Source organism: Pseudosulfitobacter sp. SM2401, from assembly GCF_042932805.1.
In the GTDB taxonomy this organism is placed as follows: Bacteria; Pseudomonadota; Alphaproteobacteria; order Rhodobacterales; family Rhodobacteraceae; genus Ascidiaceihabitans.
This window is the reverse complement of record NZ_CP170633.1, coordinates 2,749,838-2,776,632: the sequence shown is the minus strand read 5'-3', so window position 1 is coordinate 2,776,632 and position 26,795 is coordinate 2,749,838. Positions and strand designations below refer to the sequence as shown.

27 protein-coding genes are annotated in these 26,795 nt (G+C 56.3%); 12 read left to right on the top strand and 15 right to left on the bottom strand.

The features are described from left to right. Positions 1–24: 24 nt before the first annotated feature. Genes ACFIO0_RS13830 through ACFIO0_RS13820 form a run of 3 tightly spaced genes read left to right on the top strand, consistent with a single transcriptional unit; the run spans position 25 to position 5,138 of the window. Positions 25–1,188 (top strand): sugar-transfer associated ATP-grasp domain-containing protein, encoded by a 1,164-nt coding sequence (locus ACFIO0_RS13830; protein ID WP_390910982.1) that lies wholly within the window; start codon positions 25–27, stop codon positions 1,186–1,188. 53 nt (positions 1,189–1,241) lie between these two features. Beyond that, positions 1,242–2,507 carry a diaminopimelate decarboxylase gene (gene lysA, locus ACFIO0_RS13825; protein ID WP_390910981.1) on the top strand — a complete coding sequence of 422 codons (1,266 nt, stop codon included), beginning with the start codon at positions 1,242–1,244 and terminating at the stop codon, positions 2,505–2,507. A 36-nt stretch (positions 2,508–2,543) separates the two neighbouring features. Further along, complete coding sequence (locus ACFIO0_RS13820; RefSeq protein WP_390910980.1) at positions 2,544–5,138, top strand: TIGR02302 family protein; 2,595 nt, start codon at positions 2,544–2,546, stop codon at positions 5,136–5,138. A 3-nt stretch (positions 5,139–5,141) separates the two neighbouring features. On the opposite strand, the gene ACFIO0_RS13815 is transcribed toward ACFIO0_RS13820, so the two are convergent. After that, positions 5,142–5,918, bottom strand: a complete 777-nt coding sequence (locus tag ACFIO0_RS13815; protein ID WP_390910979.1) for a zinc-ribbon domain-containing protein — start codon at positions 5,916–5,918, stop codon at positions 5,142–5,144. Positions 5,919–6,076: 158 nt separating this feature from the next. On the opposite strand from ACFIO0_RS13815, the gene ACFIO0_RS13810 reads away from it, so the two are divergent. The 4 genes from ACFIO0_RS13810 to ACFIO0_RS13795 are packed head-to-tail and all read left to right on the top strand — an operon-like array spanning position 6,077 to position 8,978. Then, positions 6,077–6,754 (top strand): ATP-binding cassette domain-containing protein, encoded by a 678-nt coding sequence (locus ACFIO0_RS13810; RefSeq protein WP_390910978.1) that lies wholly within the window; start codon positions 6,077–6,079, stop codon positions 6,752–6,754. Then, positions 6,751–7,656 (top strand): FtsX-like permease family protein, encoded by a 906-nt coding sequence (locus ACFIO0_RS13805; RefSeq protein WP_390910977.1) that lies wholly within the window; start codon positions 6,751–6,753, stop codon positions 7,654–7,656. Before ACFIO0_RS13810 ends, ACFIO0_RS13805 begins: the two co-directional genes overlap by 4 nt. Further along, positions 7,657–8,379, top strand: coding sequence for a 1-acyl-sn-glycerol-3-phosphate acyltransferase (locus tag ACFIO0_RS13800; RefSeq protein WP_390910976.1), 723 nt, complete (start codon positions 7,657–7,659; stop codon positions 8,377–8,379). Then, positions 8,376–8,978, top strand: a complete 603-nt coding sequence (locus ACFIO0_RS13795; protein ID WP_390910975.1) for an MSMEG_1061 family FMN-dependent PPOX-type flavoprotein — start codon at positions 8,376–8,378, stop codon at positions 8,976–8,978. Before ACFIO0_RS13800 ends, ACFIO0_RS13795 begins: the two co-directional genes overlap by 4 nt. Positions 8,979–9,086: 108 nt before the next feature. Here the strand turns inward: ACFIO0_RS13795 and lpdA are convergent, their stop codons facing one another. The 13 genes from lpdA to mdh form a co-directional block, all read right to left on the bottom strand. Then, on the bottom strand, positions 9,087–10,475 hold the full coding sequence (gene lpdA / locus ACFIO0_RS13790; protein ID WP_390910974.1) for a dihydrolipoyl dehydrogenase: 1,389 nt from the start codon (positions 10,473–10,475) through the stop codon (positions 9,087–9,089). 84 nt (positions 10,476–10,559) lie between these two features. Beyond that, positions 10,560–10,949 carry an MAPEG family protein gene (locus ACFIO0_RS13785; RefSeq protein WP_390910973.1) on the bottom strand — a complete coding sequence of 130 codons (390 nt, stop codon included), beginning with the start codon at positions 10,947–10,949 and terminating at the stop codon, positions 10,560–10,562. Next, positions 10,946–11,191, bottom strand: a complete 246-nt coding sequence (locus ACFIO0_RS13780; protein ID WP_390910972.1) for a hypothetical protein — start codon at positions 11,189–11,191, stop codon at positions 10,946–10,948. Before ACFIO0_RS13780 ends, ACFIO0_RS13785 begins: the two co-directional genes overlap by 4 nt. A gap of 15 nt (positions 11,192–11,206) precedes the next feature. After that, positions 11,207–12,697: a 2-oxoglutarate dehydrogenase complex dihydrolipoyllysine-residue succinyltransferase gene (gene odhB / locus ACFIO0_RS13775; protein WP_390910971.1), complete on the bottom strand. Its 1,491-nt coding sequence runs from the start codon at positions 12,695–12,697 to the stop codon at positions 11,207–11,209. Positions 12,698–12,700: 3 nt separating this feature from the next. Next, a complete protein-coding gene (locus tag ACFIO0_RS13770; RefSeq protein ID WP_390910970.1) occupies positions 12,701–15,661 on the bottom strand; it encodes a 2-oxoglutarate dehydrogenase E1 component in 2,961 nt (986 codons plus the stop codon). Further along, a complete protein-coding gene (locus tag ACFIO0_RS13765) occupies positions 15,658–16,110 on the bottom strand; it encodes a DUF805 domain-containing protein (protein WP_390910969.1) in 453 nt (150 codons plus the stop codon). The genes ACFIO0_RS13770 and ACFIO0_RS13765 overlap by 4 nt, the downstream gene beginning before the upstream one ends. Before the next feature lie 128 nt (positions 16,111–16,238). Then, positions 16,239–17,120: a succinate--CoA ligase subunit alpha gene (sucD, locus tag ACFIO0_RS13760; RefSeq protein ID WP_390910968.1), complete on the bottom strand. Its 882-nt coding sequence runs from the start codon at positions 17,118–17,120 to the stop codon at positions 16,239–16,241. A 61-nt stretch (positions 17,121–17,181) separates the two neighbouring features. After that, a complete protein-coding gene (locus tag ACFIO0_RS13755; RefSeq protein ID WP_390910967.1) occupies positions 17,182–17,979 on the bottom strand; it encodes a methyltransferase domain-containing protein in 798 nt (265 codons plus the stop codon). A gap of 3 nt (positions 17,980–17,982) precedes the next feature. After that, entirely contained in the window at positions 17,983–18,525 is a 543-nt protein-coding gene (locus ACFIO0_RS13750; RefSeq protein WP_390910966.1) for a succinyl-CoA synthetase subunit beta, read from the bottom strand. Further along, the gene (locus ACFIO0_RS13745; RefSeq protein ID WP_390910965.1) at positions 18,525–19,004 is read right to left on the bottom strand and encodes a hypothetical protein; all 480 of its coding nucleotides are present in this window, start codon (positions 19,002–19,004) and stop codon (positions 18,525–18,527) included. Before ACFIO0_RS13745 ends, ACFIO0_RS13750 begins: the two co-directional genes overlap by 1 nt. Positions 19,005–19,009: 5 nt before the next feature. Continuing rightward, a complete protein-coding gene (gene sucC / locus ACFIO0_RS13740) occupies positions 19,010–20,203 on the bottom strand; it encodes an ADP-forming succinate--CoA ligase subunit beta (protein ID WP_390910964.1) in 1,194 nt (397 codons plus the stop codon). 253 nt (positions 20,204–20,456) lie between these two features. Next, a complete protein-coding gene (locus ACFIO0_RS13735) occupies positions 20,457–21,200 on the bottom strand; it encodes an adenylate/guanylate cyclase domain-containing protein (protein WP_390910963.1) in 744 nt (247 codons plus the stop codon). Positions 21,201–21,312: 112 nt separating this feature from the next. Continuing rightward, the gene (gene mdh / locus ACFIO0_RS13730; protein WP_390910962.1) at positions 21,313–22,275 is read right to left on the bottom strand and encodes a malate dehydrogenase; all 963 of its coding nucleotides are present in this window, start codon (positions 22,273–22,275) and stop codon (positions 21,313–21,315) included. 161 nt (positions 22,276–22,436) lie between these two features. Between mdh and ACFIO0_RS13725 the strand changes: the two genes are divergently transcribed. Then, on the top strand, positions 22,437–23,192 hold the full coding sequence (locus ACFIO0_RS13725; RefSeq protein ID WP_390910961.1) for a TSUP family transporter: 756 nt from the start codon (positions 22,437–22,439) through the stop codon (positions 23,190–23,192). 161 nt (positions 23,193–23,353) lie between these two features. Here ACFIO0_RS13725 and ACFIO0_RS13720 read toward each other — a convergent pair whose 3' ends face one another. Beyond that, positions 23,354–23,686 (bottom strand): hypothetical protein, encoded by a 333-nt coding sequence (locus ACFIO0_RS13720; protein ID WP_390910960.1) that lies wholly within the window; start codon positions 23,684–23,686, stop codon positions 23,354–23,356. Between the two features lie 390 nt (positions 23,687–24,076). Here ACFIO0_RS13720 and ACFIO0_RS13715 point away from each other — a divergent pair, with 390 nt between their 5' ends. The 4 genes from ACFIO0_RS13715 to ACFIO0_RS13700 are packed head-to-tail and all read left to right on the top strand — an operon-like array spanning position 24,077 to position 26,726. Beyond that, positions 24,077–24,931 carry an aldolase/citrate lyase family protein gene (locus ACFIO0_RS13715; protein ID WP_390915343.1) on the top strand — a complete coding sequence of 285 codons (855 nt, stop codon included), beginning with the start codon at positions 24,077–24,079 and terminating at the stop codon, positions 24,929–24,931. Positions 24,932–24,935: 4 nt separating this feature from the next. Beyond that, complete coding sequence (locus ACFIO0_RS13710; RefSeq protein WP_390910959.1) at positions 24,936–25,481, top strand: NnrU family protein; 546 nt, start codon at positions 24,936–24,938, stop codon at positions 25,479–25,481. 9 nt (positions 25,482–25,490) lie between these two features. Continuing rightward, the gene (locus ACFIO0_RS13705) at positions 25,491–25,694 is read left to right on the top strand and encodes a DUF1737 domain-containing protein (protein ID WP_390910958.1); all 204 of its coding nucleotides are present in this window, start codon (positions 25,491–25,493) and stop codon (positions 25,692–25,694) included. Further along, positions 25,695–26,726: a MaoC family dehydratase gene (locus tag ACFIO0_RS13700; RefSeq protein WP_390910957.1), complete on the top strand. Its 1,032-nt coding sequence runs from the start codon at positions 25,695–25,697 to the stop codon at positions 26,724–26,726. It begins immediately after the preceding gene. The last annotated feature ends 69 nt before the right edge of the window (positions 26,727–26,795 follow it).

Sequence of the window (26,795 nt, the reverse complement as noted above, 5' to 3'; positions counted from 1 at the left end):
AAAAAACCGAGCAGGACATTTGGCATGACAACAGCAACACTCGACAACACCCTTCTGGAAAAAACGGCCCCCGCAGCGGCGGCATCGTCACCCGCAATTGTACAGGTGGCCAAAGAATTCGGCGTCAGCCCGATCAAACAATTGCGTCAATCCCTGGCCCTGCGATTGGGCAAGAACAAGCTGACGGCCAAGGATTATTATGCATACGGCCTGTATGATCCAGCAATGTCCGCCGAGGCGCGCCGCGAATATGTCGGGATCACCTCCAACATCGCATTAAACGCTCGTTTGTCGCCTCGTGCAGCGGTTCCAACGGCCGCATTTGTGGGCAACAAAGTGCTCTACACATCCTTGCTGCGTCAGTTGGGAATTGCCACCACTGAAACATTGGCTGTTGCCTCAACACACCGCCATTTCGGAACTTTACCAACGTTACGTGACGCGGAAGCAATCAAAACGTTTCTGAAAGACGCATCCAACTATCCGGTCTTTGGCAAACCCGCGCACGGGTCCGAATCCGTGGGGTCTGTCTTGTTGACTGGCTGTAACGGAACGACGCTGACTTTGGGCAATGGCAAGACCGTTGATCTGGAAGGTTTTTGCAAAGAAGTGACCGCGAAATATGCCGGTGGCTATCTGTTCCAAAAGGCGCTGGTCCAACACGAAACGCTGGCGAATATCACCGGCAGCGCCATCGGGTGCGTGCGCATCGTGACGGCTATGGACGGTGAGGCACCGCGCCCGGTCTATAGCGTCTGGAAAATCCCGGCAGCGACCGCAATGTCTGACAATTTCTGGCAAGACGGCAGTATGTTGGCGCATATCGATCTGGACAGCGGCGTTGTTCAGGCCTGCCGCCAAGGCTCTGGCCTCGACACCGTTGAGATCAAGCAACATCCGAAGTCGGGCGCGGCAGTTGTGGGAACGCTGATGCCGGATTGGCAAGCCGCCATTGATCTGGCTCGCGAAGCGCATGCGATTTTTCCGGAATTCGGTGTCTGCGGTTGGGACATCGCGATGACGGATGAGGGTCCAAAAATAGTGGAATGCAACGACAATCCGTCCCATTCGCTCTACCAATTAGCCACCCGTCGCGGCGTTTTGCACACCGGTTTCTCGCCAATCTGGGATGCGGTTTCCGAGCGCCAACAGGCCAAAATTGCCCGCATGAAAAAAATCGCGAAGTAAAAACCACGCGTATCGACATTGACCTGCCCCGCATTTCATGGCTGATGCGGGGCATGGATCATTTCTTGTACAAAGATGGCGTACTTCACGCCGAAGACGTGCCCGTGGCTGAAATTGCAGCTGCTGTTGGCACTCCGTTTTATGTCTATTCCACAGCGACGCTGCTGCGCCATTTTCATCTGTTCGATGAGGCACTTGCGGGCATGGACCACTTGGTCTGCTACGCGATGAAGGCAGCCAGCAACCAAGCGATCCTCAAGACGTTGGGTGACGCGGGTGCTGGCATGGATGTCGTGTCTGGCGGCGAATATTTGCGCGCCAAAGCCGCAGGTATTCCCGGCGAGCGGATCGTGTTTTCTGGCGTTGGCAAAACCCGCGATGAAATCCACCTCGCGTTGTCGGGCGGCATTCGCCAATTCAACGTCGAATCCGAACCCGAGATGCAAGTGTTGAACGCCGTCGCATTGGAACTGGGCAAGGTCGCCCCGATCACAATCCGCGTGAACCCGGACGTTGACGCCAAAACCCACGCCAAAATTGCGACCGGAAAATCTGAGAACAAATTCGGCATTCCGATTTCGCGCGCACGCGAAGTCTACGCGATGGCCGGTGCGATGCAGGGCTTGGACGTGATGGGCATCGACGTGCACATCGGCAGCCAGTTGACCGATCTCACGCCCTACGAATTGGCCTATCAAAAGGTCGCGGAACTGACCGAAGAATTGCGCGCCCAAGGTCACAACATTCGCCGCCTTGATCTTGGTGGCGGGCTTGGCATTCCGTACGAACGTTCAAACGAGGCACCGCCGCTGCCGTCTGATTACGGCGCGTTGGTCAAGCGCACATTGGGCCATCTGGGCTGCGAAATCGAAATCGAACCGGGGCGTTTGATCGCGGGCAACGCGGGTCTGATGGTATCCGAAGTCATTTACGTCAAAGAGGGCGAAGACCGCGAATTTCTGATCATCGACGGGGCCATGAACGACCTGATCCGCCCTGCGATGTACGACGCGCACCACGACATCATTCCTGTGGTCGAACCGGCCCCCGGGGCTGAGCCTGCGAAGTACGATATCGTTGGTCCGGTCTGCGAATCTGGCGACACATTTGCCAAACATCGCACCATGACGCCGATGACAGCGGGCGATCTGGTCGCCTTTCGCAGTGCCGGTGCCTATGGCGCGGTAATGAGCAGCGAATACAATTCGCGCCCTCTGATCCCCGAAGTTTTGGTGAAAGGCGATCAATTCGCGGTTATTCGCCGACGTCCGACCTTTGACGAAATGATAAATCGCGATACCATTCCTGAATGGTTGTGAACGCAGTTGCGCGTTTGACGGCTCGGAGAACGCAATATGGCCTCGAATTTTTCCAGACATGACATTCGCCGCGGGCTAGACGCGCTGCGTTGGCCTTTGCGCTGGACGTGGGCGGGTATGCTGGCCGAAGCGATCGCAAATGCGCTTTGGCCGTTGATGACAATTGTGCTGCTGGTTTTGGCGGTTTTGATGCTGGGCCTACACGAATTGGTCGCGATCGAAGCCGTTTGGATTGGCGCGGTGGTGGCGGCTGTGGCTGGGATTGCCGCACTCATCTATGCATTCATGCGGTTTCGAATTCCGACAGGTTTTGCGGCGATGGAACGGCTGGATGCCAGTCTGCCCGGCCGCCCGATCAAAGCGTTGATGGACACCCAAGCGATTGGTGCCACCGATGATGCATCGACTGCCGTTTGGCGCGCGCATCAGCAACGCATGGCGACCCGCGCCGCTGCAGCCGAAGCGGTGCCAGCCGACTTGCGTATCGCACGGCGCGACCCCTATGCGGTGCGCTATGTCGCGGCAATTGCCTTTGCGATCGCGCTGCTGTTTGGATCTATTTTCAAGGTCGCATCCGTCAGTGACATGACCCCCGGTGGTCAAGCGCTCGCGCAAGGTCCGGTTTGGGAAGGGTGGGTCGAAAGCCCGCGCTACACAGGACGCCCGACCCTGTACCTGAACGACATTGCTGAGGGTCCATTGCAAGTGCCCGAAGGCAGCCTGATCACCCTGCGCATGTACGGTCAGGTTGGTGCGTTGACTTTATCCGAAACCGTATCAGGGCGGATTGATGTGCCGCCAGCGTCAGACTCGGCCCAGGATTTCACCGTGCTACAGGATGGTGAAATTGCAATCAACGGCCCCGGTGGGCGCGCATGGAACATCGAAATTATCGAAGATGCAGCGCCCGTGGTCAGCATCCTTGAACCGCCCGAAGCCGGCACACTGGGTGAAATGACGTTGCCGTTTGCCGCCGCGGATGATTACGGCGTTGAGGCAGGCGAGGCGCGCATTAGTCTGGATCTGAGTGCGGTCACGCGCCGCCATGGATTGACCGCGGCCCCCGAAGCCCGTCCAGAACTGATCATGCCATTACCGATGCCGATCGTTGGCACACGCACGGAATTCGAGGAAAACCTGATCGAGGATTTCTCGGAACACCCGTGGGCGAATTTACCGGTTCAAGTGCGGCTAAGCGTTCTGGATGCCGCCGAACAGCAAACCGAATCCGACGTGCATACAATGCTGCTGCCGGGTCGTAGGTTCTTTGATCCGATGGCCGCAGCCGTAATCGAACAGCGCCGTGATCTGCTGTGGTCGCGTGAAAATTCGACCCGTGTTTCGCAAATTCTGCGCGCAGTGTCGCATCGCCCGGATGATGTTTTCCGCAAGCAAGTGACGTATCTGCGCCTGCGCAAACTAGTCAAACGGCTCGAGACATTGGTGCGGTTGGATCAGCTCGATGCGGACACGCGTGATGAAATTGCCGAAGACCTGTGGGGCTTGGCTATCGAACTAGAAGAAGGCGATTTGGCCGACGCACTGGACCGCATGCGCCGGGCGCAAGAACGTCTTGAACAAGCGATGCGTGACGGGGCATCCAATGCCGAAATTGCCGAATTGATGCAGGAATTGCGCCAAGCCACCGAGGATTACATGCGCCAGTTGGCCCAGCAACAGTCCCAAGAAAACCAGCAAGCGGGTGAAGACGGCCAAGAACAGGGCGGCGAACGCATGCAGCTGTCGCAGGATGACCTGCAAGCGATGATGGACCGCATTCAGGAGTTGATGGAACAAGGTCGGATGGCCGAGGCTGAACAAGCGCTGAAAGAGTTCCAAGAGATGATGGAAAACATGCGCGTCACCCAAGGTGAGGGCGGCGAAGGCCAGTCTGAAGGTCAACAAGCGATGGAAGGTCTGTCTGAGTCCCTGCGCGAGCAACAAGGTCTGAGCGATCAAGCATTCCGAGACCTGCAAGAACAGTTCAACCCGAACGCCCAAGCTGGGGAAAGCGAAGGCAACCGTGGTCGCAATGGCGGCCAAGGCGAAGGCCAAAACCACGAGGGTCAAGGCGGCCAAGGTGACGGCGAAGGCGAAGGTCAATCCGGCGATCAAGCTCAGTCCGGTGACCAGCAAGGGCAGGGATCACTTGCCGATCGCCAACAAGCATTGCGCGAGGAATTGCGCCGCCAGCAGGGCGCTTTGCCCGGCGCTGGAACCCCTGAGGGGGACGCGGCACGCGACGCATTGGACCGTGCGGGTGATGCGATGGATAACGCAGAACAAGCGCTGCGCAACGATGACATGGCCGGTGCCATCGACAATCAAGCCCAAGCGATGGAAGCGCTGCGTGAAGGTTTGCAGTCTTTGGGCGAGGCCCTTGCGCAAGAGCAAAACCAACAGCAGGGGCAAGGCCAGCAACAGGCCGATCGCCAAGGACCGTCTAGCGATCCGTTGGGTCGTGACCAGAACGGTTCGGGATCGTCTGAAAATGCAGAAGGCAACATCGGGGACGAAGATGTCTATCGTCGCGCCCGTGATTTGTTGGCTGAAATCCGTCGCCGCTCGGCGCAGGGCGAGCGACCAGAGCAAGAGTTGGACTACCTTAAACGGCTGCTCGACCGGTTCTAGACGTTAGCCTTTTGTGGTCGATGCGGCCGTGTCATCCAGCCATTTGAGCAGGGATTGTACGTGCCCGTCCAGCCAGGTGCGGCCCTGATCGATCCATCCGACATAGCCCGACAGATACGGGTCAACCTGAGGGACAGCTTTGGCAATCGCGGGCGCAAAAATATAAAGCACGGCCATGATAATCGCGATCAAGACAACCAGCATGAACCCACGGCGGAACCCGCGTTTTTTGCGGACACGACTGGGGGCCTGTGCGGACAGATCATCCCCTGCGATCTGGCGATCACTGGTCGATCGCAAGGTCGAGTTGATTTCTTCGATGTCGGGCAACAGATCACGGCGCGACCCAACGGCTGCATCTGTGGCAGAGGTTTCAACAACCGGATCTTCGCCGCGCATTCGGGCCATGCGATCACGGGCTTCGCGGGCGCGACGGGCAGATTCGTCTTGGGCGTCATCTAGGCCCAAATCAGGCTGGCTTTCCAACCCGCCGGCCTCTTGTTCGCGCAACTGCGTTTCGTGCTCGGCCTCTTGGCGCAGAATGTCGGCGACTGCCGGATCAATCTCGCGACGCTGCGGTTCCGGTGGGGCTGTCACGCGCTCTTCGGTGTCATCCACAGCGGCGGCCTGAGCAACCTCCGCAGGATCCGGTTCATGATCTGGATGGTTCTGAAACCACGTTTGACCGCAATTTGAACACTGTACGTCGCGCCCTTCTGTCGGGACCACGTCCACGGGCACCTCATATTGCGCATCGCAATTCGGACAAATCAGTCGCATATTTTTGTCATGACCCCCGTCAATTCCATGTTGGCCACCATATGGTGTGTTGTTTGGGCAGAAAAGTGCTATTTGCGACCAGTGCGTGCTTGCTGGCGGATTGCAACGCAAGTGCTGCTCAGGCACAACATAAATATAAGAAAAATTGGGGATCCCACGTGATCGAGCTTGAAAATGTGGCCTATAGCTATGGCGGAGGCGAATTGTTGTCGGACGTCTCGGTCAAGCTGGCGCCGGGATCGTTTTACTTTTTGACGGGCCCGTCGGGTGCTGGCAAAACGACGCTTTTGAAATTGTGCTACGGCGCATTGCTGCCGACTGCGGGCCATGTGCGCCTGTTTGACAATGACGTGCGGGGGCTGAACCGTGATGACATTGCGATGGTGCGCCGCAAAGTTGGCGTGGTGCATCAAGACGTGCAGTTTCTTGACCACCTGCCTGTGGCGGACAACGTGGCCTTGCCGCTGACGGTTTCAGGGCGTCATGCAGAAGCCGCTGGGCCGGACTTGGGTGAATTGCTGTCATGGGTCGGACTGACCAATCGCGCGCATGCCTTGCCGCCGGAACTGTCTGGTGGTGAACGTCAACGCGCGGCCCTTGCGCGTGCAGTTATCATGTCGCCGGACGTTGTGCTGGCGGATGAACCGACCGGCAACGTCGATTGGGAAATGTCGCAACGCCTACTGAGGTTGCTGCTGGAATTGAACAAAATGGGCAAAACCGTTTTGATTGCGACCCACGATTTGTCGCTGATCCGCGCTGCCAAATCCGAAGTCCAAGCCCGCGTCTTGCGGATTTCAAACCGTCGCGTCCAACTTGCGGGGGCAGACCTATGAGGCAGGTGCGTACGCTTGTGCAAAACCTGTTTGCTGGCGACAAACAAGCTGACCGCGTTGTTCCGCCCTCTGGGTTTACCGCGCAATTGACGTTGTTTGCAGCGGCTGCAATGGCATTTCTGGCAGTGTTTGCGCTGGCGCTTTCGCTGGCATCTGGCCGATTGGCGACGCGCTGGGGCGACGAGCTGGCGCGCACATCGACCATTCGGATTGTTGCACCCGATGGCCAGCGCGTGACCCAGACCGAAGCGGCCCTGCGCGTGCTTCAAACCACAGCAGGCGTGCAAAGTGCAAGGGCGCTTACGGATGATGAACAACAGGCGCTGCTGACGCCGTGGTTCGGTGGCAACATCAGCCTTGATGATTTGCCAGTGCCGCGTTTGATCGAAGTGATCGAGGCAGAAAACGGGTTCGATGCGGCAGGCTTGCGATTGCGTTTGTCCGCCGAAGTGCCTGCAGCATTTTTAGATGACCACACCCGCTGGCGCGCGCCTTTGGTTCAAGCCGCCAACCGGCTTCGTCTGTTGGGCTGGGTCGCAATTGTGCTGATCGCCGCGGCAGTTGCCGCGATCATAACGTTGGCTGCTAATGCGGCCTTGTCTGCCAACGCGCAGGTCATTGCCGTCTTGCGTCTGGTCGGGGCGACCGACCACTACATCGCGGATGCGTTCATTCGACGTTTTACAATCCGTGCATTTTTGGGTGCCACGACCGGTATGATCGCAGGCCTTTTGGCAGTGCTATTGTTGCCGTCCGCAGCGGACGAAGCAGGATTTCTAACAGGGCTCGGATTTCAAGGTGCCAGCTGGTTGGCGCCATTGTTGATCCCAATTCTGGCCGCCGGTGTTGCGTTGATCGCAACCCGCTTTGCCGCCCGTAAAGCGTTGGAGGCGCTGCGTTAAATGTTTCAGTGGATTAAGTCGCTGGTCTTTATGACCCAAGCCTACATCATGATGCTGGTCATCGGATTGGCCTATGCGCCGTATGCAATTTTTAGCAGACACGGCGCGCGGGCTGCCTGCAAATGCTACTGCGTTTGGATCTTTTGGACCGCGCGTTGGATGATCGGGTTGCGCACTGAATTTCGCGGCACGCCACCTTCGGGCGAAGTCATTATCGCTGCCAAGCACCAATCGTTTCTGGACATTATGATGATTTTCTACGCCTCTCCGGCGGCAAAATTCATCATGAAACGCGAGATTTTGTGGACGCCCGTGATTGGGCTGTACGCCAAACGGCTTGGCTGCGTGCCAGTGGTTCGAGGCAAACGGGGGGCGGCCATTTCCAAGATGGTGAGGGACGTCGAAGCAGGTCACACCGAAGCGGGACAATTGATCATCTATTCACAAGGGACACGTGTCGCGCCCGGCGCGAAGCTGCCCTACAAAGTGGGCACGGGTGTTCTGTACAAACAGCTGAACCAGCCTTGTGCGCCCGTGGCGACCAACTGCGGTGTGTTTTGGCCCCGCACCGGCGTCATTCGCAGGCCGGGTTTGGCGGTGGTCGAATTTCTTCCCCACATCGAGCAGGGCTTGGACCGTGACGCATTCATGGCGCAGTTGGAAGACGTCGTTGAGACAAACTCAAACCGCTTGATGCGCGATGCAGGGTTTGATGTGTCATGAATTGGATCGCTGATATCGACGCGTTAGAGGCGCTGTATGGCACGCCGGGGCAACCGTCGTTGCGCAAGGTGGCAGGTCAGATGACTCCGCTGTATCGCAAATGGATTATGGCGTCGCGCTTGTGCGTTCTCAGCACTGTTGGTCCGCAAGGGACAGACGGCAGTCCGCGTGGCGATGACGGACCTGTGGTGGTCGAACTAGACCTTTCAACATTGGCGATGCCCGATTGGCGCGGCAACAACCGGTTGGATTCGCTACGCAATATCGTTTCAGACGGGAGGGTATCGTTGATGTTCATGATCCCAGGTTCAAACACCGTCGTGCGTGTGAACGGGATGGCGCAATTGACCGATGATGCGGATTTACGCGCTCGCTTTGAGCGAAAGTCGCATTTGCCTGCAACAGTAATTGTGATCAGCATTTCCGAAATCTATACGCAATGTGCGCGTGCGCTGATGCGCGCCGGAACTTGGGCGCGTGATGATTCCGAAGGGTTGCCGACAGCCGGCGAAATCCTAGCTGAAATGACAGACGGGGTTGAGGGCGGCGCTGCTTATGACGCCGAGTGGGCCCCACGTGCAGCCAAAACCATGTGGTGAAGGCATCGGTGCGTCAAGACGCACCTTACGGAACCTGTATTATAGTGTTTTCAGGGTGAAAAAGGCGAGCGGATAGCCCGCCTTTCCAAAACAACCAAGCCGTAAACATCAGGCGTGAATTGCGCCGTCCCCACATGCCAATGCGGCCTCGCGAACCGCTTCGGAATAGGTCGGGTGGGCGTGACAGGTCATTGCCAAATCTTCGGCAGAGGCCCCAAATTCCATTGCGACGCAAACCTCGTGGATGAGATCGCCCGCGGCTGGCCCAATGATATGCGCGCCTAAAATTCGATCAGTGTCTTTGTCGGCGAGAATTTTCACAAATCCGTCCCCGGCAAAATTCGCCTTGGCACGACCGTTGCCCATAAAGCTGAATTTACCGACCTTGTAGGCACGCCCGTCGTCCTTGAGCTGTTGTTCGGTCGCGCCGACATTTGCGACCTCGGGGTGGGTGTAGATCACGCCGGGGATGACGCCGTAGTTCACGTGGCCATGTTTGCCAGCGATCTGTGCGGCGGCTGCCATGCCTTCGTCTTCGGCTTTGTGCGCCAACATCGGTCCTTCGATCACGTCGCCGATGGCGTAAATGCCTTGGACGTTGGTTTGCCAATCGGCGCCTACTGCGATCTGCCCGCGTTTGGTCATCTCAATCCCAAGCGCGTCTAACCCCAAGCCATCGGTAAACGGTTTGCGGCCTGTCGCAACCAAAACAGTGTCCGCATCGATGACGTGCTCAGAGTCATCTTTGCGCAGTTTGTAATGCACTTTGGCTTTGGTTTTGGTGGCTTCGGTTTTTTGCACCGCAGCGCCCATCACAAAGGTGATGCCTTGTTTTTTCAGCGTCCGTTGGAACGTTTTTTGGATTTCGGCGTCCATGCCCGGGGTGACGGCGTCAAGGAATTCAACGACGGTCACGTCGGACCCCAAACGCGCATAAACGCTGCCCAGTTCGAGGCCGATGACGCCTGCGCCGATAACAACCATCTTTTTGGGGACTTTGCCCAGTTCGAGCGCGCCTGTGGACGTCACCACGACCTTTTCGTCAATTTCGACACCGGGCAATGAGGACGGCTCAGAGCCGGACGCGATGATGATATTCTTGGCTTGATGGACCTCGTCACCGACTTTGACCTGACCTGCAGCAGGGATACTGCCCCAGCCCTTTAGCCAGTCTACCTTGTTCTTTTTGAACAAGAATTCGATGCCTTTGGTGTTTTGGCCGATGGTGTCGTCTTTGTACGACAGCATCTGTTTCCAATCGACCGAAGGGCTTTTGCCCTTTAGGCCCATGGCGGCGAAATTATGCTCTGCTTCGTGCAGCATGTGGCTGGCGTGCAGCAGTGCTTTGGAAGGGATGCAGCCGACGTTCAGGCACGTCCCACCCAAAGTGTCGCGCCCTTCGACCACGGCCGTTTTCAGGCCCAATTGCGCGCAGCGGATCGCGCAGACATATCCGCCGGGGCCGGAGCCGATGATGATCACGTCATAGTTTGCCATGGATGTGGTCCTTTTTGTCTGGTGGGGTTGGGACGTTGCCCTCGGCGTTGTGCACCTCCCCTTGGATTTTTTGGAACAGAAAAGTCAAAGAAGCGCTGCAATGAGCATAAACGTGGTCGCCAAAAGGCCAATCAGCCAGATGATTGAGCGCCAAGGTACCCAGCCAAACACATAGGCGGGCACATAAAGCAGACGCGCACCTAGGTAAACGTAGGCGCAAGTGGCGGTGAAGCCTGTTGATTGCCCGGAAATGCTGGTGACGGCGCAGGCGATCCCAAAGAGGATTAGCGCTTCGAAGTGGTTATTCATTGCCCGTTGCAGGCGCCCAGCGGTGCCGGTCAACTCCATCGGGGTATCACGAGAGCCCGCTGCGTTCTTTTTGCCGACTTGGGCCACTGATGTTGCGGAATACATGCTGAATTGGATGACCTGCAAAAGGGCTGCGAGGGTGAGAGCGGTGAGTTCGGGGGTCATGCGAGGTTTGCCTTTTTGCCGGATTGGTTGGTCCAGACGATGGTGCCATCGTTTGGGCAGATGAGCGTGCCGTTTTGTGATCCATCTGCAGTGAGTCCGATGTTGAAACCACCTGTCTTGCGAAAGCGGCGGTAGGGAATATCGCCTTTGGTGCTGCTTGGCCCAACGCCAATGACCAGCCCGATTTCATCGCTGAAATCACATTTCGGGCAGGTCAGGTGTTTGGGGCGCAGGTGGGCCATGGGCGGTGCCTTGTTTTACAGATCCATCAACAAGCGACGTGGATCCTCAAGCGCTTCTTTCACGCGCACAAGGAAAGTCACGGCCCCTTTGCCGTCAACGATACGGTGATCATACGACAGCGCCAGATACATCATCGGGCGGATCACAACCTGACCGTTAATCGCCATTGGGCGGTCCTGGATTTTGTGCATGCCAAGGATACCGGACTGCGGTGGGTTCAGGATGGGCGAGGACATGAGCGAACCGTAAACGCCACCGTTCGAGATCGTGAACGTGCCGCCTTGCATCTCTGCCATGGACAGCTTGCCGTCACGCGCGCGTGCACCTTTTTCGGCAATCGCTTTTTCGATGCCAGCAAAGCTCATGGCGTCGGCGTCGCGGATCACCGGCACAACCAGACCTTGGGGCGTGCCTGCGGCGATACCCATATGGACGAAGTTTTTATAGACCACATCCGTGCCGTCGATCTCTGCGTTGACCTCGGGCACTTCGTTCAGGGCGTGCACACAGGCTTTGGTAAAGAAGGACATAAAGCCAAGTTTTACGCCGTGCTTCTTGAGAAACAGGTCTTTGTATTCGTTGCGCAGGGCCATCACCTCGGTCATGTCGACCTCATTGTAGGTGGTCAGCATCGCGGCGGTGTTTTGGCTGTCTTTCAGGCGTTTGGCGATGGTCTGACGCAGGCGGGTCATTTTCACCCGTTCTTCGCGTGACGCATCGTCGGCGGATGTGGGTGCCCGCGGGGCGGCAGCAGCGGGCGTTGGTGCAGAAGCCGCGGCCGCTACTGCGCGCGCAACATCGTCTTTCATCACGCGGCCATCACGGCCCGAACCTGTGACTTGATCGCGCGATACGCCTGCTTCGGCCATGGCTTTTTTGGCGGATGGTGCGTCTTCGACGTCTTTGCCACCGGCGCTGGGGGCGGGTGCAGCCTCGGCTTTTGCCGGTGCAGCAGTCACGGCACCAGACGCCGAGATGACGGCCAACTTGGCGGATGCATCAACAGTTGTGCCTTCTGCTGCGGTAATTTCAGCCAGAACACCAGCGGCTGGTGCCGGGACTTCGACGCTGACTTTGTCAGTTTCCAGTTCGCAGAGCATTTCGTCTTGGGCTACGCTGTCGCCGACAGCCTTGAACCATGTTGAAACAGTCGCCTCTGTGACGCTTTCGCCCAATGTCGGAACCATGACATCGACGGAATCGTTGCCTGTGTCTTTGGATGCTGCGGCAGGTGGGTCGGCTTTGGCGGGGGCTGCGGTTGCTGCGCCCGCGTCTGCAATCGTTGCGAGCAACGCGTCGACACCGACAGTTTCGCCTTCGGCAGCGATAATGTCGCCCATGGATCCTGCCACTGGGCTCGGCACTTCGACCGTGACTTTGTCAGTTTCCAGTTCGCAGAGCATTTCGTCCACAGCAACCGGATCACCCGGTTTTTTGAACCACGTGGCAACGGTGGCTTCGGTGACGCTTTCGCCCAATGTGGGCACCCGTACTTCAGTTGTCATGGCTCAATTTCCTTTGATCGTCAGCGCTTCGTCTACGAGAGCTGCTTGTTGTGCTTTATGATTTGATGCGAGGCCCGTGGCAGGGGACGCCGCCGTTGCGCGACCCACAAAAACGGGACGCGTGTGTTTGGCTTTGATGCGTCCCAAAACCCATTCAATGTTAGGTTCAATAAAGGTCCAGGCCCCTTGGTTTTTAGGCTCTTCTTGACACCAGACGACTTCGGCGTTTTTGAACCGCTCCAGTTCCTGCACCGCAGACTGGGCGGGGAAGGGGTAGAATTGTTCAACCCGCAGCAAGTAAACATCGTCGATGCCACGCGCGTCCCGTTCTTCGAGCAGGTCGTAGTAAACCTTGCCAGAGCACATCACGACGCGCTTGATGTTCTTGTCAGCGACCAGTTTTGTATCTGAATTGCCATGCTGGGCGTCATCCCACATCAAGCGGTGAAAGGACGACCCAGTTGTGAATTCTTCGGTCTTGGACACTGCCAATTTGTGACGAAGCAACGACTTTGGCGTCATCAAGATCAGAGGCTTGCGGAAGGAGCGATGCAGTTGGCGCCTCAAAATATGGAAGTAGTTGGCAGGCGTCGTGCAATTGGCGACAATCCAGTTGTCCTGCCCACACATCTGCAAAAACCGCTCAAGACGGGCAGAGGAGTGTTCCGGCCCTTGCCCTTCATATCCATGCGGCAACAACACGACCAGACCGGACATGCGCAACCATTTGCTTTCGCCAGAACTGATGAATTGGTCGAACATGATCTGCGCGCCATTGGCAAAATCACCAAACTGGGCTTCCCACAATGTCAGCGCGTTGGGTTCGGCCATCGAGTAACCATACTCAAACCCAAGCACCGCATATTCGGACAACATTGAATCGATGACCTCGTATTGGGCCTGACCTTTGCGCACGTTGTTCAGCGGATAGTAACGTTCTTCGGTGTCTTGATTGACCAGACCCGAATGGCGTTGGCTGAAGGTGCCGCGGGTTGAATCCTGGCCTGCCAGACGCACAGGATAGCCTTCGGTCAACAAGGAACCAAAGGCCAATGCTTCGCCGGTTGCCCAGTCGATTCCCTCGCCGGATTTAAACATTTCAGCCTTGGAGGCAAGAAGGCGGCCCACAGTTTTGTGCAGCGGAACGCCGTCGGGCGCGGTGGATAGCGCCTTGCCCACATCGGCAAATGTTTCGGGCACAATGGCTGTGTCGCCGCGCACGTAGTCCTCTTTGTTGCGATCCAGATGGGACCACTTGCCGTCAAGCCAATCTGCCTTGTTGGGTTTGTAATCTTTGCCGGCTTCGAATTCTTCGTTCAAGCGGGCCTGAAACGCGGCCTTCATGTCCTCGATCTCGCCCTCAGGAAGCAATCCGTCGCGCACAAGGCGTTCTGTGTACAAAGACAGCGACGTTTTCTGCGTCTTGATCTTTTTGTACATGACCGGGTTGGTGAACATCGGCTCGTCGCCTTCGTTGTGACCAAAACGGCGGTAGCAGAAGATGTCGATCACCACGTCTTTGTGGAATTTCTGACGGAATTCAGTCGCGACCTTGGCCGCGTGCACAACCGCCTCTGGGTCATCACCGTTAACGTGAAAAATCGGCGCTTCGACGACCAGTGCATTGTCTGTCGGATACGGAGAAGAGCGCGAGAAATGCGGCGCGGTGGTAAAGCCGATCTGGTTGTTCACCACGATGTGCATCGTGCCGCCGGCTTTGTGCCCTTTCAGGCCGGACAGAGCGAAACATTCTGCAACAACGCCCTGGCCTGCAAATGCGGCGTCACCGTGTAGCAAGATCGGCATGACAGTCGTGCGTTCGTCGTCTTTGTACTGGTCCTGTTTGGCGCGCACCTTGCCCAACACAACCGGGTTCACGGCTTCTAGGTGGGATGGGTTTGCCGTCAGCGAAAGATGCACGGTGTTGTCGTCAAAAACGCGGTCCGAAGAGGCACCGAGGTGGTACTTCACATCGCCTGATCCATCCACATCTTCCGGCTTGGAAGAGCCGCCCTGAAATTCGTTAAAAATCGCGCGGTAGGGTTTTTGCATCACATTCGCGAGGACAGACAAACGCCCACGGTGCGGCATGCCGATGACGATATCGCGCACGCCAAGTGACCCGCCGCGTTTGATAATTTGTTCCATCGCCGGGATCAGGCTTTCGCCACCATCAAGGCCGAACCGTTTGGTGCCCATGTATTTGACGTGCAAGAATTTCTCGAACCCTTCGGCCTCGACCATCTTGTTGAGGATCGCCTTGCGCCCTTCACGGGTAAACTGGATTTCTTTGCCCAAACCCTCGATGCGCTCTTTCAGCCAAGACGCCTCTTCGGGGTTGGAAATATGCATGTATTGCAGAGCAAATGTGCCACAATAAGTGCGTTTCACGATGGCGATGATTTCGCGCATCGACGCGACCTGCAAACCCAGAACATTATCGATGAAGATCGGGCGATCCATGTCCGCTTCGGTAAAGCCGTAAGACTTCGGTTCAAGCTCCGGATGCGGGGTGGTTTCGCGCATGCCCAGCGGGTCCAGATCAGCGACCAAATGACCACGAATACGGTAGGCGCGGATGATCATCAGCGCACGGATACTATCAAGCACAGCGCGTTTTATTTGCTCGTCATTGACTGCAACACCGGCGGCTGCAGCCTTGGCTTTGATCTTGTCGCTGGCCCCTTTGACTTCTGGTTCGGGGGCCCATTCGCCGGTCAGCGCAGCCGTTAGATCATCACCTGGCATCGGTGGCCAATCGGCGCGCGCCCAAGACGGTCCGGCAGCTTCGTGTTTGACTGACACATCGTCGTCACCCATGGCCTTGAAGAATGCTTGCCATGCATCATCAACCGCATTCGGGTCGTTTGCGTAGCGCGCATACATTTGTTCCAGATATTCCGCGTTGTGCCCCTGCATAAAGCTGGAGGCGTGGAATTGGTCGTTGGCTGGGTGGTCTGTCATTGGGACACCTCAAGGGGGTTGGGACCGTATTTGTTGGCGTTGGGGTCAGAAGAAACGAGCAATTCGCCAATTCGCTCGCCGATGGATTGCGACGTGAAAAGACGAAAGGAAAAAGCGGGAAAAACGGCACATGCACAAATGACAAGGACAATAGCGACAGGGTCTTTGGACCCGAGCGTCAAAGGCCCTTCGCTCGCGAAAATCACAAAAAGGCAGGACATCGCGCAGGCTATCGGGGCCAAGGGATAAATCCCGTAAATTCCAGATATTCCGACATCTTGAAAACGTCGCCAGACCGCGGACCAAACAGGAATGCTGAACAATGCCGCAACAATCAGAACTGGAATGCCCATTGCGTTTGACGGAAACAGCAACCGTAAACCTACCAGCAGGGCTGCGCACAAAGCCGCCCAAATTGGCGCAAACGCCCAAAATTCTTTGCGGCTCATTCTCCCTGAGAAATTCAAGCCGCTCAGAAATCCATTTTTCAAGGCACTGATCATCTAGTGGTCCACTATCCGTCTTTTTCCGCCTGCGCGGTCTGTGCATGGTGCGCCGGAACAGCGCACCATGATGTTTAACCGATCGCTTCGATGACAGCTTCGCCCAAGGTTGCAGGGCTGTCTGCCACAACGATACCGGCCAGTTTCATCGCTTCGATTTTGTCTTCAGCACCACCTTTGCCGCCTGCGACGATCGCGCCTGCGTGGCCCATGCGACGACCCGGAGGGGCTGTGCGACCTGCGATGAAGCCGGCTGTTGGCTTCCAACGGCCTTTCTTTTTCTCATCTGCAAGGAACTGTGCTGCTTCTTCTTCGGCAGAACCACCGATTTCGCCGATCATGATGATCGATTGCGTTTCGGGATCGGCCAAGAACATCTCCAGGATATCGATGTGTTCTGATCCTTTGATGGGGTCGCCGCCGATGCCAACAGCAGACGATTGGCCAAGGTCCAGATCAGTGGTCTGCTTGACTGCTTCGTACGTCAGCGTGCCGGAACGGGACACAACACCACAGGTGCCGCGCTTGTGAATGTGGCCAGGCATAATACCGATTTTGCACGCATCTGGCGTGATCACACCGGGGCAGTTTGGCCCGATCAGGCGCGATTTAGACCCATCCAGCGCGCGCTGCACTTTCATCATGTCGAGCACAGGAATGCCTTCGGTGATGCAGACGATCAGCGGCATTTCGGCGTCGATTGCCTCAAGGATGGAATCGGCGGCAAACGGCGGCGGAACGTAGATGACGGACGCATTTGCTTCGGTCATGGCCATGGCTTCGTGCACGGAATTGTAGACCGGCAGATCCAGATGCGATTGACCACCTTTGCCCGGAGTGACACCGCCAACCATTTTCGTGCCGTAAGCAATCGCTTGCTCCGTGTGGAACGTGCCCTGCGAGCCGGTCAGCCCCTGGCAAATCACTTTGGTGTTTTCGTCGATAAGTACGGCCATTTTGCTTCCTTCGCGTGATAATTCTTTACCGCTGATGCGGCGTATTTGATAAGATTAGAGGTTACGGGGCTACGGACTTGCGCAGCAAAACCGAGATGTTGTCATCCACATGGCGGGTGAAAGTGTTGACGAGAATTGTTTCAAAACCGGCACGCTTTGCGATTGCGGTGAGCGTCGCCAGAGTGAAATAATTCACGTGGTCGGGATAGCGAAAACCACACCATTTGGCACCAATCACCCATCGGTTCAAAGAGCCAAAGTTCGGCACGCGAATAAACACGGCACCGTCAGGCTTGAGTGCGCGATGGGCCCCTTTGAGCACGTCCATCACGTGAGTTTCGTGTTCGAGGTAGGAAAACATGACGATGCCGTCAAACTGCGCTTCGCCGAATTCCCAGATTGCCTCGGCACCGGCACCGTGCAGGCAATAACCATTGCGCTCGCGCATGGCGGTATCCGAAATTTTGTGCAGCTCGGTGGACAGTTCGATCCCGTAAGGTGTCATCGGGGCCAAGATACGCTGACCCCAACCACACCCGATGTCCAAGACGTGACCGTCATTAAACCAATGGCGGAACTCTTGCGTCTTGTCGCGATACATATTCAACGCCCCGCGCAACTTGCGCACAAAAGGGCTGAATACAGTCGAGCCTTTGGATTTGGCAGTCTTCGCTGTATAGGTTTTTTCCCAAGCGAAGTCTTCTTTGAGCGCGTCATGACCGGGCGGGTTTCGCAAGTAGGTAAGATCACACGAGACGCAAGCCACAACTTGCCAGTCATCTTGCGAATACTGGACCCAAGGGGTGGACGAGGTCGTTTCGCAACCGGGGCAAGAGCGATATGTTGGCGTGTCTAGCATGTGTTATCCTTCCACTTGCTCAGGCAAAAGTCGCTCTACGGACATGAATGTTTCAATGCCGTTTTCGCCTACGCGGGTGCCCACATGAACAACCGCGACGCGACGCGGGTTCAGGCGGCGGGCAGCCAGCAATGTGGTGTCTGCGGTGCGTATGAAATGCGCGGGGACATCGGCGTGTGTATCAAGACCCTCAGATTTGAGGGCGGCGATGGCTACATCGGCAGCCTGCAGGCCGTGGGTGCCATCGAAACTAATTTCGCAGCGCCGGTCCGTGCCTACCGTAACTTTGCGTCCTTCGGCGGGCGATGGAGCGGCAGACGAGAATGGATCTAAATCGTAAAAATCATAAGCGAAGCCAGTAACACCAAAGACGTCGACGGCTTTTTGACGCGTCAAAAACGGGGAAAAGCAATGGGTCGCAAATGACTGCATACCTAGGTTCGCAAAGGTATGTGTGCTGCGCGCGTGCGCCAAATCTGCCAGTGAAAGTGACAAGATCAAAGCAAGTGGATAAGTGCCGGAGCGATATGTCTTGGTTAACGACATCAGTCTGATTGAACCAATACAATGATAGAGGCCGTGCGACCACCTAACGGTTCGACCCGCATTACGCCATTCCTGCCGTGCAAGGAAAACCCGACCGAAAGGCGGACACCTTTTCGTTCTGCACTTATTTCTCTAACACCCAGATTTTGGATTTCCGATTGCAAATAGGTGGAAACACTTTTCGCGTCAGACTCTTTTCGCAAGTTCACCGCGCAAGTACGCTTTTCTTCTGGTGTCTTCGTCCCAGCGGCCCTGAGGAAAACATCATCACTTGTCCATCCGCCATCCTTTGTGGATTTGAAGCCAGCTGCAACGGCTTTTGTTTCCATCCCATTATAGTTTGGGAAAGTGGCAAGACAGGTTTGCTTTAGAACGCTCACCAAATTGGGATAGTCTGCAGTGCCGGCTTTCTGCGCAAACAGAGCCGATCCACAGAGCGCAAAAATTGCGCTAGTCACTGCCAATTTGGCGGGGTTCATTCGACTTACCCTTTAACCGCTTTCACGATTTTCTGAGCGCCGTCTTTCAGATCGTCCGCTGCAATTACGTCTAGGCCGGAGTTGTTGATGATCGCCTTGCCTTCGGTCACGTTTGTGCCCTCGAGGCGCACCACCAATGGTACTTTCAAACCGACTTCCTTGACGGCTGCAACCACACCTTCGGCGATGACATCGCAACGCATGATGCCACCAAAGATGTTCACGAGAATACCTTTGACGTTCGGATCAGAGGTGATAATTTTAAACGCTTCGGTGACTTTTTCTTTGGTCGCGCCGCCGCCAACATCGAGGAAGTTCGCAGGCTCGGCACCGTACAATTTGATGATGTCCATCGTTGCCATGGCCAGGCCCGCGCCGTTCACCATGCAGCCGATTTCACCGTCCAGCGTGATGTAGTTGAGGTCGTATTTGGACGCCTCAAGCTCTTTCGCGTCTTCTTCGGTTTCGTCACGCAATTCGTTGATGTCTGGGTGGCGGTACATGGCGTTGCCATCAAAGCTGACCTTGGCATCCAAAACCTTGAGATCACCAGCATCCGTGACGATCAGCGGGTTGATTTCCAGCATCTCCATGTCTTTTTCCATGAACGCTTTGTACAGTAGACCCATCAGGCCAACGCACTGTTTGACTTGCTTGCCTTCCAGACCCAACGCAAATGCGATGCGACGGCCGTGGAACGCTTGATAGCCCGATGCCGGATCAACCGAGAAGGACAGGATTTTTTCAGGCGTTTCGGCTGCGACTTCTTCGATGTCCATGCCACCCTCGGTCGAGCAAACAAACGACACGCGCGAGGTTTGGCGATCAACCAGCAAAGCCAAATACAATTCGGTTTCAATGCCAGCGCCGTCTTCGATGTAGATGCGGTTGACTTGCTTGCCAGCGGGGCCAGTCTGATGTGTGACCAACGTGCGGCCCAACATTTTCTTAGCTTCATTTGCCGCCTCTTCGACCGATTTGGTCAAACGTACGCCGCCGGCGTCACCTGCGTCTGCTTCTTTAAATTTACCTTTGCCGCGTCCACCTGCGTGAATTTGCGCTTTGACCACCCACAACGGGCCATCCATTTCGCCCGCCGCAGATTTCGCATCTTCCGCTTTTAGCACAACGCGACCGTCCGAAACTGGTGCCCCATACGTGCGCAACAGTGCTTTGGCTTGGTATTCATGAATGTTCATAAGTTTGGTCCCGTGTAAGTGCGTTGGCGAATTTGCGTTTGGTTAGCTCTATACGAACATGTCTAAAGGGTCCGTAAATGGGAAAATGCTGATTTTAGACGATTATACGGAGTTTTCGGGATTTTGTGATCACAGTGAAAAAATTTGTGATCACAATGCGCGCGAGCGTGTAGAATTTGCATGAAATCGGTTGATTCTTAAGGGTTATCAGTTTGGCAATAACATTGCCGATGACATGCGCTGCGTGCCCAAATTACTTTGGCGGCAATTTACGCCATTTTACAAAGACCGAAATAGCAATGGCCACGATTCCAAACGCGGGCCAGCTTGGCCCGGCCCCATTGACCAGGTCGATCAGGAACAAGCCACCGCCACCCAAACCGGCGCGCCATTTGGTGCGTTTGAATTTGGCATGGGCGTCTTGCTCGAGGCTTGGCACCGCGCGATTTGGGCGAACGGCGGCCAAGTCGGACGGGCTTTGTATGCCATCCGCCAAAACTGCGTAAATCGCGACTTCTTCGGTGAAATTCTTTGGCAATGCGGGGCCAAGTGGGCGGAATTCGGCGTCCAGGCGGCCTTTGGCTTGATCGACCACTTGGCGCGAGACGAAAATGCCGCCCTCGGGGGCAGCTTCTTGCAGGCGGGCTGCGAGGTTTACGCCATCGCCAAGCAAATCCGGGCCTTCAACGATCACGTCGCCCAAGTGCAGGCCAATGCGAAACGGCAGCAGGTTTTCAGCAGCGCAGAGGTTTCTTTGGATGGTGATCGCAGCGGCGACCGCTTCGACCACAGACGGAAATTCGGCGATCAACCCGTCGCCCGCAGTGTTTGCAATCCGGCCACCACGATTGGCGATGCTTGTTTCAAAAATGGCACGGGATTTGCGCAAGGCTTGAACCGTTGCAACCTCATCCTGGGCCATTCGACCCGAGAAATTCGCAGCATCTGCCGCCAGAATTGTCGTTAATTTGCGTTTGATAGCAGGGGGCTGGGTCATGTCGTTAGACTAGCGTAGAAAATTGCGGGCATGAATAGAAAACTGGCCTGAATAGAAAAAGGCCGAACGCGTGATGCATCCGGCCTTTTCTGAGCTTCAGTGCTAAAAAGCTTTACGTCAGCGAGCTGTCGATGGCTTTACAGGCGTCGACCAAACCGTTTACCGCAGTGACCGAGCTGTCGAACATGGCTTGCTCGTCTTTGGTCATTTGGATGTCGAGAACGCGTTCAACGCCGCCTTTGCCGATGACAGTTGGCACGCCAACATACATGCCTTTCAGACCCAATGCGCCGTCAACCCAAGCTGCACATGGCAGAACGCGTTTCTGGTCTTTGAGGTAAGCTTCGGCCATTTCGATGCCGGCCGTGGCAGGGGCGTAGAACGCGGACCCTGTTTTTAACAAGCCGACGATTTCGGCACCGCCATCGCGGGTGCGCTGAACGATTGCGTCGAGTTTTTCCTGTGTGGTCCAGCCCATTTTGACCATATCGGCCAAGGGGATACCAGCAACTGTAGAATAGCGCGTCAATGGCACCATCGTGTCGCCGTGACCGCCCAGAACGAAGGCTGTGACGTCGCGCATGGAGACTTCGAATTCTTCGGCGAGGAAGTGACGGAAGCGTGCTGAATCAAGAACGCCGGCCATGCCGCAAACTTTTTCGTGGGGCAGGCCAGAGAATTCGCGCAAGGCCCAAACCATCGCGTCAAGCGGGTTGGTGATGCAGATCACAAAGGCGTTTGGCGCGTGGTCACGGATGCCTTCGCCGACAGATTTCATGACTTTCAGGTTGATGCCCAACAGATCATCACGGCTCATGCCTGGCTTGCGTGGAACGCCGGCTGTGACGATGCAAACGTCGGCGCCTGCGATGTCTTCGTAAGACTGCGTGCCGGACATCGAGGCGTCAAACCCTTCGGACGGGCCGGATTCGGCGATGTCCAACGCTTTGCCTTCTGGCGTGCCGGGTGCGATGTCGAACATGACGACGTCGCCCAATTCTTTGATCGCTGCGAGGTGGGCAAGCGTGCCGCCGATTTGACCAGCGCCGATAAGGGCAATCTTGGGTCGAGCCATGAGTGTTCTCCGAAATAAGGTTGAATTTCGCGCTGTGCCTAGTCCCAAATGCGCGGTTTAGCAAGGGTGCTGCGTTGCAGCGTTGCCGCGCAATGCGGGTGGGCGGGCGCGGCAATTGGTTGTAAACCATAAAGGAGGATCAGTTTTTCAGCAGGTTTCGCGTGCTCACACTCGACTTCAACTTCTTCGTGATCGCGGCTCCGGCGGTGATTTTTGCAGGTATTTCCAAGGGCGGTTTTGGATCAGGCGCTGCATTTGCGGGTGCATCGATTCTGGCACTGGTGGTCCCGCCGGGGTTAGCCTTGGGCGTGATGTTGCCGCTGCTGATGTTGGTCGATGTCGCCAGTTTGCGTCCGTACTGGGGCAAATGGTGCTGGGGCGAGGCGCGTTTGCTGATGATAAGCGGTGTGCCGGGCGTGGCCTTTGGGGCGCTTTTGTACCGATTGGTTGATGATGATTTTTTGCGGGTTTTAATTGGCACAATTTCAGTAGGCTTTGTGGTCTGGCGACTGGTGCTGCGATTGGATTGGGTAAAAATCGGGAGCCAATCTATGGGCAATTACGCGGGCGCAGTGGCCGGATTTACGGGGGGCTTCACAAGCTTTGTCAGTCACGCAGGCGGACCGCCCGTAGCGGTTTATTTGCTATCCAAAGGCATTACAAAGGCCCAGTATCAAGCGACAACCGTCTTGGTGTTCTGGGTGATAAATGTCGCAAAATTTGTGCCCTATGCGTTTTTAGGGATGTTCACACTGCAAACAGGGATTGCGAATTTACTACTTGCCCCTTTTGCTCTGTTCGGGGCGTGGGTGGGGGTCAAAGCGCATCATTTGGTGTCTGAGCGTGTGTTCTTTGGCCTCACATATGTGATTTTGGCGATCACCGGATGCAAATTGATTTGGGATGGGCTGTCGTAAGGCGGATGGTGGGCGACACGCCCACCTTACTCATCCTGTTGTGATTAAAGTATGGTGCAGCTGGCTGCGCGGCCCAGTATGCAAAAAAGGCGGATGATCCCATCCGCCTTACACGTCAAATGTTATGTTTTGTAAGGTGGGCGTGTCGCCCACCACCATGATCAGGCGTCGTTCCCTTTGGCGGGCAGCGCCTCGACCAATTCTTCAAACGATTGACCGGATGCAACAAGACATGTGGTCCCGTTTGCCGATGTGACCGTGATCGTCCAGGTACCGGTGTCGTCAGAGGCGAACACCTCTACTACGGCATTGTTAGCACCCAACCCCATCGATTGACGGGTTTCGCCGTAGCCATTTGCAAGACGATCCACCACCATCTCGCGTGGTCCACAATTGCGTGCATTTTGCGCCACAACATCTGTCGCCAGCGCCAAATACATCCCGGCGCCAACTGTCAGCGCGCTCAGATGCAGTATTTTGTTTCTGCGTTTCATTTCGTGTCAGCCTTTATTCAAAGGCGTCGCACAATCATTCTACACTGCCTTTCGGCCCGCCAAATTTTTCGGCGACACTGTGCAAAAGACCAAGCGGCCCCGGTTCCAGTCCTATGTCTGATCCGCCTCCGTCCTTGGTTAGGCGGCCACTATGCGGCGGCCTGCCGAGACGGTCCTCTTAGGTTTATCTGACTGATCAAATATTTGCCCTTTAGCTCTGAAATAATGGTTAACGGGCCGAACGTTGCTTGGAAAAATAATGCGTTCAATTTGATTTTTGCCGCAATGCAGCGAAAACCGCTTGAACTTTTCTCTCGAAAATGTCCCTTTGCGCGCAACATTCTGTCTCACTCAATCACGTCGTCATCACCGCAAAGAAAGCCCATGCTTATGCCTTTGGCCCGCCCCCTTCGATCTGTTCTGTACATTCCTGCCTCTAAACCGCGTGCGCTGGACAAGGCGCGTGGCTTGCCCGTCGATGCGATCATCTTTGATCTTGAAGACGCTGTTTCAGTGGATGAAAAGGACGCCTCGCGTGATACCCTTGCCACCGCTTTGGCCGAAGGTGGCTACGGTGCACGCATGAAGGTTATCCGCATCAATGGGTTGGATACGCAGTGGGGCGAGGCGGATGCAAAGGCCGCGGCCGCGATGAACCCTGATGCGATTCTATTGCCCAAAGTGTCTAGCCCAGCTGATCTGGACGCTTTGCAAAAGATCACTGGCGACATCCCGTTGTGGGCGATGATGGAAACGCCTGCTGGCATGTTGAATGCCGCCGCCATCGGCGCGCACCCGATGTTGCAGGGCATGGTTATGGGCACCAATGATCTGGCGAAAGAGCTGCAAACGCGCCATCGCGCCGACCGCCTGCCATTGCAAACCGGTCTTGGTCTGTGTGTTTTGGCCGCCAAAGCCAACGACCAAGTGATCATCGATGGCGTATACAATGCGTTCAAAGACGACGAGGGCCTGAAAGTCGAATGTGACCAAGGGCGCGACATGGGCTTTGACGGCAAAACCTTGATCCATCCCGCACAGGTCGATGTCACAAATATTGCCTTCTCGCCGTCCGACGCCGAGGTCGATTTGGCACGCCGTCAGATCGAAGCCTTTGATGCTGTCGAGGCCACAGGTCAGGGCGTAGCCGTCGTGGATGGCAAGATCGTCGAGAACCTTCATGTTGCTACTGCCCGCGATACTCTGGCAAAGGTAGAGGCAATCGCAGCAATCGCCACGGAGTAACCTTATGCTATTGATCATCCTCGGCCTGATCCTTTGGACTGGCGCACATTATTGGAAACGTCTGGCACCTGCGCATCGCGCTGGCTTTGGCGACAAAGGCAAACTAGTTGTCACGATCGCCAGTTTCGCGGCCATTGCGCTGATGGTCATCGGCTATCGCAGCGCTGAGTTTATCCCCGTTTGGAACCCACCCAGCTTTTTCCAGCACATCAACAACCTTATGATGTTGGGCGCGTTTTTCCTGATCGGGATGTCGGCGACGACGGGCCGTTTGCGCGGCAAAATGCGCCACCCGATGTTGTTGGGCGTCAAGGTCTGGGCCGTCGCGCACCTGTTGGTGAACGGCGATGTCGCGTCTGTCATCCTGTTTGGCGGGATGTTGGCATGGGCCGTCGGATCGGTCATTTTGATCAACCGTTCTGTGCCCGTCTGGGATCGTCCGGCACCCGGTGCCGCGTCCAAAGACATCTTGTTGATTGTGATCACGCTGGTCACGTTTTCGATCACCGCAGGCATTCACATCGCCCTTGGCGTCAACCCGTTTGGGTAAGGTAACCTCATGAAACTGTACCGCTTTTTGTCCGAAGAAGACACATCCGCCTTTTGCCATAAGGTCACTGAGGCGCTCAACAAAGGGTGGGAGCTGTACGGCGCGCCCACCCAGACATGGGACCACGCCGCAGGCATCATGCGCTGCGGGCAGTCGGTCGTAAAAGAGGTCGACGGCACCTACACCCCCGACACCAAGCTAGGACAATACTAGATGAAAAAGACGAATTCGGGCCGGTTCTTTGAAGACTATTCTATTGGGCAGGTGATCGATCACGCGGTGCCGCGGACTGTGAAAATGGGCGAACGGGCGCTCTATCACGCGCTCTATCCGGCGCGCCACGCGCTGTATTCGTCTGACCAGTTTGCCCAAGACTGCGGTCTGCCGTTCAGCCCGCTGGACGATATGATCGCGTTTCACGTGATTTTTGGCAAAACCGTGCCTGATGTGTCGCTGAATGCGGTGGCGAATTTGGGCTACGCGCAAGGGCGCTGGCTGATGCCGGTTTGGCCGGGGGACACGCTGCGCTCGCGTTCCGAAGTGATCGGGCTAAAGCAGAATTCGAACGGTAAAACCGGCGTGTTGTATGTGCGCACGACGGGTCTGAACCAGCACGACGAAACGGTCATGGAATACGTGCGCTGGGTGATGGTGCGCAAACGCGACGTCGATGCCCCAGCCCCTGAAACGGTTGTGCCCGATTTGCCGGACGCGCTGGGCGTGGATCAACTTGCGATCCCCAAGGGGCTCGATTTCAGCAACTACAACTTTGCACTGGCGGGCGAACCGCACCGCTGGGGCGACTACGAAATTGGTGAACAGATCGACCACGTCGACGGTGTCACGATCGAGGAAGCCGAACACATGATGGCCACGCGCCTGTGGCAGAACACTGCCAAGGTGCATTTTGACACCTCGGCACGCCCCGATGGGTCACGTTTGATCTACGGTGGCCACGTGATTTCGATGGCGCGTGCACTGTCGTTCAACGGATTGGCGAATGCGCAGATGGTTGTGGGTCTGAACGGTGGCGCGCACGCGAACCCGTGTTTGGCCGGTGACACCGTGCGGGCATGGTCCGAAGTGTTGGACAAGGCCGAAACTGCAGCCCCCGGCGTTGGTGCGTTGCGGATGAGATTGGTGGCGACCAAAGGTGGCGCGCCGTTCCAACTGCGCGGCGAAGATGGAAAGTATCTGCCAGAGGTGTTGCTGGACCTAGATTATTGGGTGCTGATCCCGACGTAATTAGGGCAGGGGCGCTGCCCCCGGCCTGCGGCCTCCCCCGGGATATTTGAGACCAAAAGAAACGGGAAA